This is a genomic window from Xanthomonas populi (assembly GCF_002940065.1).
Taxonomy (GTDB): domain Bacteria; phylum Pseudomonadota; class Gammaproteobacteria; order Xanthomonadales; family Xanthomonadaceae; genus Xanthomonas; species Xanthomonas populi.
This window is the reverse complement of record NZ_MDEJ01000140.1, coordinates 1-9,883: the sequence shown is the minus strand read 5'-3', so window position 1 is coordinate 9,883 and position 9,883 is coordinate 1. Positions and strand designations below refer to the sequence as shown.

The window sequence follows — 9,883 nt, the reverse complement described above, 5'->3', positions numbered from 1 at the left end:
TGGAGCGATTACGCACACTGCCCGAACACGTCTACAACCAGATGGTCATGGGCTGAAAAACGTGGGGATACCTCAGAACCTGACCGGATCCATGTCCAGTTTCTCGGCCATTTCGTCCATGGCCACTCCCAGCGCCATCAAACCCGGTGCTTCGCCAGGCGCACGCATCGCGTTGCCTTCCGGCAAATCGAGCACGGCCAGATACGTGGCAATCAGGCGATTGGCGCCGGCATATAACAGTTGCGTCTGCGAGGCCGCGATTTCCGGGCCGCCCTCGGGCAAGTCGCCGGACCAGCTTTCATGCGCAATCGCAGTGATCTTGCCATCGCGCTGCGCACCAATGCGGAGGCGCTGCACGGTGGCAGGGCGATGCGTGGTGTTGTTGAAGATCAGCGGCCGCGGCAACATCAGCTTAACCGGGCGCCTCACCTGCCGTGCAGCCAGCGAGGCCAGCACCGCATCGGTGTGCAGGAACAATTTTCCGCCGAAACCGCCACCGACGTACGGCGACATCAAGCGCACGTTTTGGCGCGGGATATCCAGCGTCCTGGCCAAATCAATAGCACTCCAATTGATCATCTGATTGGAGGTCCACACGCTGAGCTTGTCGCCTTCCCACATCGCAATCGATGCGTGCTGATCCATCATCGCGTGTGAATGATCGGGCGTGGTGTATTCGGCATCCAGTTGCACAGGCGCGGCGGCGAACGCGCCATCGAAATCACCGACCGCACTGTTCGGCGCGTCGCCTTCCTTGGTGACCTTTGCGCCATCGCGTGCCTTGTCCAGATCATAAGCACCGACATGGCGACCGTAGTCGACCTTAATCAACTGGCCTGCTGCGCGCGCCTGTTCGAAGGTCTCGGCAACGACCACGGCAATCGCCTGGTGATAGTGCTGAATCTCCGGCCCGCCGAGCAATTTGGCGGTGTTGTACTTGCCCTTCTGCAGCTTGCCGGCGTTCTGTGCAGTGACGATGCCGAGCACACCGGGCGCATTGCGCGCAGCACTGAGATCAATGCTGCGGATGGTGCCTTTGGAGATGCCTGCGCCAACGACGTGGCCGTAGACAGCGCGACCAGGAAAATCATGGTGCTCGTACGCATACGGCGCTTGACCAGTGGTCTTGAGCGGGCCATCAATGCGATCGACGGGCTTGCCGACGACCTTGAGCTGATCGATGGGATTAGTACAGGCGGGAGTGTCGAATTTCATATCAGGCCCTCGTGTCGGCCAGGATCGCGGTCAAGGTGCGCTCCACCAGCGGCAACTTGAATGCATTGTGTTCGGTTGGCTGTGCGCCATCGAGCAGCACAGAAGCCATAACACGCGCACCTTGGCGCCACTGCGCTTCGGCAGCTTCGCTGCGCCACGGTTTGTGCGCAACGCCACACACCCCCACACGTGCGCTGCCGTCGCGCTGCACGACTGCTGCAACCGACACCAATGCAAACGCATACGAGGCGCGGTCGCGCACCTTGCGATAGACATGCGTCCCGCCAATCGGCTTGGGCAAGCTCACTGCCGTGATCAGCTCGCCGCGCTACAGTACGGTTTCCAGATGCGGTGTCTTGCCTGGCGCGCGATAGAACTCGGATAAGGGCACGGCACGCGTCTGCCCATCGGGGCGCACTGTTTCGACAACTGCATCCAGCACGCGCATCGCAATCGCCATGTCGCTCGGATGGGTGGCGATGCAGTCTTCGCTGACACCGATCACTGCGAGCTGACGGTTGACACCGCCGATCGCCGCGCAGCCGCTGCCAGGCAGCCGCTTATTGCACGGCTGATTGGTGTCGTAAAAATATGGGCAACGCGTGCGTTGCAGCAGATTGCCGGCAGTGGTCGCCCGATTACGCAACTGCCCCGAAGCGCCTGCCAGCAATGCACGCGACAACAGCGCGTAATCACGACGAACGCGCGCATCTGCGGCAAGATCGGTATTGCGTACCAATGCACCGATGCGCAATCCACCTTCCGACGTTGCCTCAATGGTGTCCAGGCTCAGACCGTTGACATCAATCAGGTGCGATGGGGTTTCGATCTGCAGCTTCATCAGATCCAGCAGGTTTGTGCCGCCTGCAATGAACTTGGCGCCCGGCTGACGCGCAGCCGTGGCCGCCGCATCGGCTGGCGAGGTGGCGCGCTCGTAACTGAAGGCCTTCATGCGCGGTCTCCGGCGACATCGTTGATCGCGTCGACAATGTTGGAATACGCGCCGCAGCGGCAGATATTGCCGCTCATGCGTTCCTGCAGTTCGGGGGTGGTGAGTCGGCTCTTGCCGGTGAGATCTTCAGTGACGTGGCTGGGAATGCCGCGCTTGACTTCGTCCAACACCGCCACCGCCGAACAGATCTGGCCGGGCGTGCAGTAGCCGCACTGATAGCCATCGTGTTTGACGAATGCGGCCTGCATCGGATGCAGCTTGTCGGGCGTTCCCAGTCCTTCGATGGTGGTGATCTTGCCGCCCTGATGCATCACTGCCAACGACAGGCAGGAGTTCATGCGCTGCCCATCGACGATGACCGTACACGCGCCACATTGGCCGTGATCGCAGCCCTTCTTGGTGCCGGTCAAGTGCAAGTGCTCGCGCAAGGCGTCCAGCAACGTAGTGCGATTATCCAACGTCAATATCACCGGCTTGCCGTTGACTTCGAACGCGACCTGGCTCGACGCATTGGCAGGCTCGACCGCTTGACCCTGTGACATGGCATTGGCGGCAGTAGCAGCCATCGACTGGGTTGCGGCAACGCTGGCTGCCTGCGCCGTGCCAGCGATCAGTACCTCGCGACGGGTCATATTGATGTCTCTCATGGCTGGCATCTCCAACAATGCTGGCTTATTCAGTTATTAAATAATGTGAAGCGTGGCCGGTCACAAGCGCGTGAGTAAGCGCCATCAGCGCGGGCTTGACCACGGATGCGAAACAGAGGAATGGGCCGAGTTTAGTGCTGGTCTATCCGCGCATAGGCGGCATGTGGTGCATGCGCCTGTGAACCCCGCTCATCATTGCGGTGATCTATTTCACAACGTGTTCGCATGAGCGCGCGATGCGTGTACCGGCCCTCGGTTCTCGTTATCCAACCGCACGCGTCGTCGCTCGCAAGCAAACCGGAAAATTGCCGCAGTCGTTTATCACATCGCAACTGCCGAGCACATGAGGCACTAATCACAGATTCGTGTAGTGCTGTTCAATGCCATACAGCTGCAAGCAGGGCAACGCGTACGCTGGCACACCCATTGCATTGTCCTGGTGTCCAGACAGGTAGCCACGGTGACATCAGACAGCAAGCAGCGGCGAAAACGTGCACAGCGCATTGCGCTGCACTTTGTGTTAATCGCCTCGTGGATGCTACTGCTCGGTTCGGAATACTGGTCGATCCACGAGGAACGCGCCACTGCACTGCGCACCGCCGAAACCCAATCCCTGAATCTGGCCAACTCGCTGGCACAGCATGCCAGCGACACCATGGCGATCGCCGATGCCGTGTTGTCGGGTCTGGTTGCGCGGGCGGAACACGACCAAGCCTCGGCCGCCGCGCAGTCGGCGATGCATGAATTTCTGGTGCGCGAGGCACACCGCTCGGATCGGCTGCATGGCATTTTCATCTACGCTGCAGATGGCAGCTGGGTGAGTTCGTCGTTGAACAGCGCACCCAGAAAGCAAAACAATGCCGACCGCGCCTACTTCAAATATCACCGCGATCATCGCGATGCGTTGTCGCTGGTCGGCCCGCCCGTACAAAGCCGTTCCGATGGCAGCTGGGTGCTTACCTTGAGCCGGCGACTCAACACGCCCGGTGGCGAGTTTGCAGGCGTGGTGTTGATCACGCTGCAGCTGAAGTATTTCCAGAATTACTACAGCACTTTCGAATTGGGCCGTAACGGCACCATCGGCATGACCAACGACGATGGCATCGTGCTGGTGCGCAGGCCCAACAAACCGGGCGTGGTCGGCACCTCGATCGCCGGTACCTCGATCTACGTCAACATCCGCGCGCACAAACATGGCACTGCGACCTATCGCTCACCGATCGACGGTGTAGAGCGCATTTCCAGCTTCGCTCCCGCACGCCCGTATCCGTTGACCGTGCTCACCGGCATATCGGTGGACGATGCATTGGCAACCTGGCGGCAATCCGCACGCCAGCGGATCGTGATCGCCACGCTGGGGTTTGCGCTGTTGCTTGCGGTCGGCCTCTGGCTGGATCTGCAATTGCGCCGCATGCATCGTAACGAAGCCAAACTCAGCTCCGAAGCCTGGGTAGACGCGCTGACCGGCATCGCAAACCGGCGTGCATTCGACTATCGCCTGTCGGGCGCCTTGCAGGACGCGGTGCGTCTGCAGGCGCCGTTGTCGGTGCTGATGATCGATGTCGACCACTTCAAGCTCTACAACGACACCTATGGTCATGTGAATGGCGATGCCTGCCTGCGCTTGATTGCCCGCGCGATTGCCGAGTGTTCGCGGCGCAGCAAAGACGTTGCCGCACGCTATGGCGGCGAAGAGTTCGGCATGATCCTGCCGCACACCGACGCTGTCGGCGCACTCCGGTTGGCCGATGCGGTCCGCAGCGCCGTCGCCGGACTCGGCCTGATGCACCTGTCCATCCCGACCAGCGCGCACGTCACCGTGAGCGTGGGCGCGGCGACGTTCGAACCGGGCGAAGCGCCGCGCACCCCGGATGCGTTCGTGCACGACGCCGACTCGGCGCTGTATCGCGCCAAACAGAACGGGCGGGATCGGACGTCGGCATGAGCCAGAAACACCAGGCTTGCCACGCTCAACCTAGTTCGATGATTCGCCGTGATGCCAGAGCGCGGGAATTCTCTTTTCTCTAGGCCAGAGTTCATCCAGTGTTGGCACCTCGCGCAATCGACCGCCCAACATCACCGCTTCGATCTTTTTTGCGTTGCGGATATCCAGGCGTGGATCGGCCTGCAGGATCACCAGATCGGCCAGCTTGCCCGCCTCCAGGTTGCCCAGTTCCGCGCCGCGGCCGATGCTGCGCGCACCACCCAGCGTGGCGGCTTGCAGCACCTCGGCAGGCGTCATGCCACCCTCCACGTGCGCCTGCATTTCCCAGGGCAGGCCGGGTCCGGCGATCTCGCCATGCGAGCCCATCGCCACCAGCCCGCCGCGGCGCTGGATGCGCCCCACGTCGCCACCGATGCGGGGATAGCGCATCAGCGACGGATCGATCCAGCGCTGCGATTGAGCCTACTGCATCGCCACTTCGTATGGGCGCGTTGCGCGGAACTTGGCATCGCCCAGCGGCTGATCGCCGATGACGTAGTTGTTCTGCGCCGCAGGGCCACCGTTGGCGATCATCAGCGTTGCGTCATAGCTTGTTCCACTGCGTGCCATCAGCTCGATCACGTCGCGGTACAGCGGTGTCGGCAGTGCATGTTCGTGCCCGGCATAGCCATCCATGACCTGATTCAGGTCGAGTTTCAGTGCCAGCGAGCCCTCGCTGGTGGGGCGCATGCCCAGCTCGTTCGCCGCCTGCACCAGCCACTGGCGCTGGCGGCGATTGCCGACCAGGTACTGCTTGACGGTGCGCGGGCGGTAGTGGTCGCGATAGCGGTGAAGCAACGCGCGCGCCTCATCCTGAGGCGATGCGATTGAATGAGAACATCGCCATGCCCGTGGTGGGCGCGCGCGCCCACCACCATCCCGGCATCGACCAGATCCTGATAGGCAAGCATGTCGATGCTCAGCGACGATGGATCGAAGGCGGTGGTAATGCCGTATGCCAGTCGCGCGCGAAGCCCCAAGGCCGCATATCGAGCAGATCGCGGCGAAAATCGGCGACGTGGTCATGCACATCGATCAGGCCCGGAATGATGAAGCGCCCGCTGACATCGCGCAGTTGCGCGCCGGCAGGTACCTCCACGCTGCCGCGCGGACCGATCGCGGCGATGCGTCCATCGCGCACCAGCAGGTCGGCATCGGCAATGGCCTCATCGCCACGCTGCGTAAGCGCAGTGGCGCCACGCAGCAGCAGCGTGCCCTTGGCCACATCGCGCGGAAAGTCCACCCTGGCCTGCACCACCTGCGTGTTCCGCCCCGGCGTTGGCACGTCTGCATCCCAGCCCGGCGCATCGGCTGCATGCAGGGCGATGTCAGCGCGTGCACGGCGGTAGACGCTGGAACCGATCGACCAGGTCATCGTGCGGCCGTCCGCACTCCAACCAACGTAATCGGCGCCAACATCGGTGATGCGCCGATGGCGCATGCCTGGCGCCAGCAGATCGACCGTTGCTCCCTTCGCGGGCACCGGTAGCAGATGCAGCTGCTGTGCGACCTGGGCCAGCAGCCACTGACCATCAGGACTGATCCGCAGGTCGTCCACCGGGACGCTGCCGTCCTGGAAATACCAACCCGGCCCCTTCACCACGATCGGTGCGTCGGCAAGGCCGCTGAGCAGATCGATGCCGAGCAGGCCGCCGCTGCCCATCGCATAGACGCGGTCAGCATCTGCACCGAAGTGCAGCGTGCCGCCTAACGTACCGCGATAGAGGATCCTGGCCTGGCCGCCCTGCGCGGGCAGCTGTTGCAGCTGCGCCTCGCGCACGCTGCCAAACACCATCGCGGCCTGCATGCGCGCCACGTTGTCGGAGGCCACCACCAGTACGTCGCGACCGTCACGGGTGAACACGGGATGGGTGTAGTACGCGCCGGGCCCGCGGCTGAGCTGACGCGCCGCGCCGCCGCCGGGCGCCAGTGACCAGACCTGACCGCCCTGCCCTCCTTCCCAGGTGACGTAGGTCAGCGCGTTACCATCCGGCGCCCAGCTGGGATGGAAGGCCGGCACATCACCGGTGGGCAGTCTCTTTGGCAGCGCGCCGTCTTCCATGTCCATCAGATAGAGCGCGCCCAACGCATAGAACGCTAGCCGCGTGCCGTCCGGCGAAACCGCAGGATTCTGGATCAGACGCGCCTGTACCGGGCCGGTTTCCTGACGGATGTCGGCGCCGGTCAATGGTCCCAGCTCCAGATCGACCGACTCGATAAAAGGGATCGCGCGCGAGGTACCGCGATCCAGCGCGATGCGCTCGAAGCGGCCGTTGCGGCTCAGCAGCAGCGCACGTCCATCGCGAGTGAAGGCATAGCGCGGTACCAGATCCTGCCAGCTCTGCGCCTGGCTCGGTCGTGCGCGATCGGGAAGGCAATCCAGCGGTCCTCGCCGGTGGCGAGCGTGCGCAGGCGCAGACCGGTCTGGCCTTGCTGGCGGGTGGCGTAGGCCAGCTGCTTGCCATCCGGCGAGAGCCGCGGGCTGAAATAGGGACCGGGAAACGGCCGGCGCCCCGCAACGCCGGGCACCGGCAACACCGTCTCTTCCTTGCCGATGGCCAGGTCGCGGCGCACGATCGACCACAGGTCCAGCTCAGCACTGTCCTTGTCACCGCTGCGGCGCGCGGCGTAGAGCTGCCGGCCATACGGGGACACCACCGCACCCAGCGTGCTTTGGTCGCTGCCGGCGCCCTCCGCGCGGACCGGTGCGACCAGGCGTTCGCTGCCATCCAGTCCGTGGCGCCACAGCTCGTAATCGTTGACCGACCAGCGGAAGCGGCTGGCGTACAGGGCGCTGCCATCGGGCGTCCAGGCCGGCGACACCAACACCGTATCGTCGTCGCCGAACGTGAGCTGTTGCGCGTCGCGCCCATCGGGCCGCATGCGCCACAGGTTTTCCGCACCGCTGCGGTCGCTGACAAAGGCGATCCAGTGTCCGTCCGGCGAAAACGTCGGCTGGCTGTCGAAGCCCAGGCCGCCGCTAATCGCCTTGGCCCGGCCGCCGGCGGCGTCCAGCGTGTACATATCGCCGAGCAGGTCGAACACCAGCCGGCCATCGCGCGGCGACACGTCCAGCCCCATCCAGGTGCTTTCATCGGTCTCGAAGGCGATGCGGCGCGTGGCCTGCAGTGGCAGCGTCTGTCCCGGCGCCTGCTGCGGGCGCGGTACGGTGGGCGTCGCCGCTGCACCGGCCGCATCGGCCAGCCACGGCTGCGGCAGGTGCTCGGCGGGATCGTGGGCAAGCGCGGCAGCGGCCGCGATCGACAGACAGCCCATCAGGCCAAGACCGAACCACTGGCGCACGCCACGCTCCTTCATCAGGACCCCACACTCCTCAGGCGGCGCCGGATCATGCCAGAGGCCTGCGCGGTTGCATCGCGCAGGTGGGTTTAAAGCGCAGCTCACAGATCGATCGAGAACGAGACGGTGAGGGTGCGCGGCGCGGCCAGGACCAGATAATTCGCACCCGAAGCGCCACCGACCGACGACCAGAAGCTGAGGTCGAACAGGTTGTCCACGCGCGCACGCACGCTCCATGCCTTGCCGCCGGCCTGGAACGCATAGCGCACTCACAGATCGTAACGCGTCCAGGAGGGGATTTCCAGCACGTTGACCGCATCGGCGTATTGACGATCGGTATAGACCGCGCGCCCGTCGACCGTCAGGCCCGGCAGCGCAGCGATATCCCATTCCAGGCCCAGATTGACCTGTTTTTTCGGTACGCCGATCGCGTCGTTGCCTTCGTTCACGCCGTCCTGGGTCTTGTTGTAGCTTGCATCCAGCAGCGTGATGCCACCCAGTACGCGCAGGCCGTCGATGGGCTGGCCGTAGAAGCTCAGTTCCAGGCCCTGGTTGCGCTGTTCGCCGTCAGTGGTCAGGCGTGCGTTGCTGACGACGGTATTGGGCTGATTGATGCGGAACAGCGCCGCCGTTGCGCCGTAATCGCCCGCGTCATACTTGGCGCCTATTTCGAACTGCTTGGACTTGAACGGCGCCAGCAGTTCGCCGGCATTTTCCAGCGGCGTGCTGCCGGATAGAGTGGGCACTTCCTGCCCAGGCAACAGTGCTTCGGCGTAATTGGCATACAGCGACACTGCACGGCCGAATTTGAAGACGACTGCGCCTACCGGCGTCACCACGCTGTCGCTGTAGCTGCTGAGCTGCGCGCCGGTGTTGTAGTCGTAGCTGTACTGCTCCAGCCTCTGGTGGCGTGCGCCCAGGGTCAGCAGGATGCGGTCGTCAGCGAAGGCCAGCGTGTCGGCGATAGCGACGCTGCGGGTCTGGTTCTTGCTGGTGGTCAGCGGCTCGAACAGCACGCCACCGGGAAACAGGCCACCCAGCGGTGCGACCGCCACCGGGTCGTACAGCGTGCCCACCGATGTGCCGTCGCCGCCGAATGCAAACGCGTTCTTCGAATCCAGCTTGAAGGCCGACGCCGACGCACTCAGGCGATGACCGACGCGGCCGGTGTCGAACTTGGCGCGGATGCCGACATCGCCGGTAGTGACCTTGTCTTGTCGGTAGTTGTCGAAACGGCCCGTGTTCAAATTGCCGGCGGCATCGGCGTTTGGATTCGCCAGCACGCTGTGCTCGTCGCTGTCACGCATGCCGACTGCCGCCCAAGCCATGACGCTGTCGCTCAGGTCGTATTCGGCACGGATCACGCCGAAGGTGTCGCGCTCTTGAGCGAAGGTCCAAGGCTGGGCGGAGTTGATATCGGCATCCGGCGCAATCGGAATTGCGCCCAGCGGCGTGACGCTCGGACGCGGGCGGTCGGTGCGCTGGTTCTGCCAGCCGATGTCGGCCGACAGGCGCAGCCGCTCGCCACGGTAATCCACGCCCAGCGAACCCATGCCCAGCTCGCGATCCTCGTCGGTGGCGCTCTCGCCATCGCGGCGCGCGACGTTGGCGCGCATCCCCCAGGCACGGTCCTGGCCGACGCGGTAGGACGCATCGGCCGCGCCATAAACCTGGCCGCCGGTCTCGGCGCCCAGCGTCAATCTGGTGAAGGGCACCTCGAACAACCAAGTCGTAGCCGTGGTGACACGCACTGGATGATGACCATACCTTCAAAAAATCAGCGAT

General features: G+C 63.8%; 8 protein-coding genes and 2 pseudogenes. 1 reads left to right on the top strand and 9 read right to left on the bottom strand.

Features of this window, described 5'->3' with window-relative positions; genetic code table 11:
* Positions 1-75 precede the first annotated feature (75 nt).
* The 3 genes and pseudogenes from XpopCFBP1817_RS17405 to paoA all read right to left on the bottom strand — a co-directional run.
* Positions 76-1,215, bottom strand: a pseudogene (locus tag XpopCFBP1817_RS17405) (molybdopterin cofactor-binding domain-containing protein); the annotation flags it as partial.
* A 1-nt stretch (position 1,216) separates the two neighbouring features.
* A pseudogene (locus tag XpopCFBP1817_RS17400) lies at positions 1,217-2,167 on the bottom strand (FAD binding domain-containing protein).
* Positions 2,164-2,814, bottom strand: a complete 651-nt coding sequence (gene paoA, locus XpopCFBP1817_RS17395) for an aldehyde dehydrogenase iron-sulfur subunit PaoA (protein ID WP_167393966.1) — start codon at positions 2,812-2,814, stop codon at positions 2,164-2,166. The pseudogene XpopCFBP1817_RS17400 and the gene paoA overlap by 4 nt, the downstream one beginning before the upstream one ends.
* 460 nt (positions 2,815-3,274) lie before the next feature.
* Between paoA and XpopCFBP1817_RS17390 the strand changes: the two genes are divergently transcribed.
* Complete coding sequence (locus tag XpopCFBP1817_RS17390; RefSeq protein WP_128418079.1) at positions 3,275-4,759, top strand: sensor domain-containing diguanylate cyclase; 1,485 nt, start codon at positions 3,275-3,277, stop codon at positions 4,757-4,759.
* Positions 4,760-4,789: 30 nt separating this feature from the next.
* On the opposite strand, the gene XpopCFBP1817_RS17385 is transcribed toward XpopCFBP1817_RS17390, so the two are convergent.
* From XpopCFBP1817_RS17385 to XpopCFBP1817_RS17360, 6 genes are all read right to left on the bottom strand, one after another.
* A complete protein-coding gene (locus tag XpopCFBP1817_RS17385) occupies positions 4,790-5,188 on the bottom strand; it encodes an amidohydrolase family protein (RefSeq protein WP_128418077.1) in 399 nt (132 codons plus the stop codon).
* Positions 5,189-5,221: 33 nt separating this feature from the next.
* The gene (locus XpopCFBP1817_RS17380) at positions 5,222-5,596 is read right to left on the bottom strand and encodes a hypothetical protein (protein WP_128418076.1); all 375 of its coding nucleotides are present in this window, start codon (positions 5,594-5,596) and stop codon (positions 5,222-5,224) included.
* Positions 5,597-5,717: 121 nt separating this feature from the next.
* Complete coding sequence (locus XpopCFBP1817_RS17375) at positions 5,718-6,986, bottom strand: PD40 domain-containing protein (RefSeq protein WP_158251321.1); 1,269 nt, start codon at positions 6,984-6,986, stop codon at positions 5,718-5,720.
* 92 nt (positions 6,987-7,078) lie between these two features.
* Entirely contained in the window at positions 7,079-8,116 is a 1,038-nt protein-coding gene (locus XpopCFBP1817_RS17370; protein WP_128418074.1) for a PD40 domain-containing protein, read from the bottom strand.
* Between the two features lie 83 nt (positions 8,117-8,199).
* Positions 8,200-8,367, bottom strand: a complete 168-nt coding sequence (locus tag XpopCFBP1817_RS17365) for a TonB-dependent receptor (protein ID WP_128418073.1) — start codon at positions 8,365-8,367, stop codon at positions 8,200-8,202.
* Positions 8,368-9,813, bottom strand: a complete 1,446-nt coding sequence (locus XpopCFBP1817_RS17360; protein ID WP_244171222.1) for a TonB-dependent receptor — start codon at positions 9,811-9,813, stop codon at positions 8,368-8,370. It abuts the gene before it with no gap.
* Between the last annotated feature and the right edge of the window lie 70 nt (positions 9,814-9,883).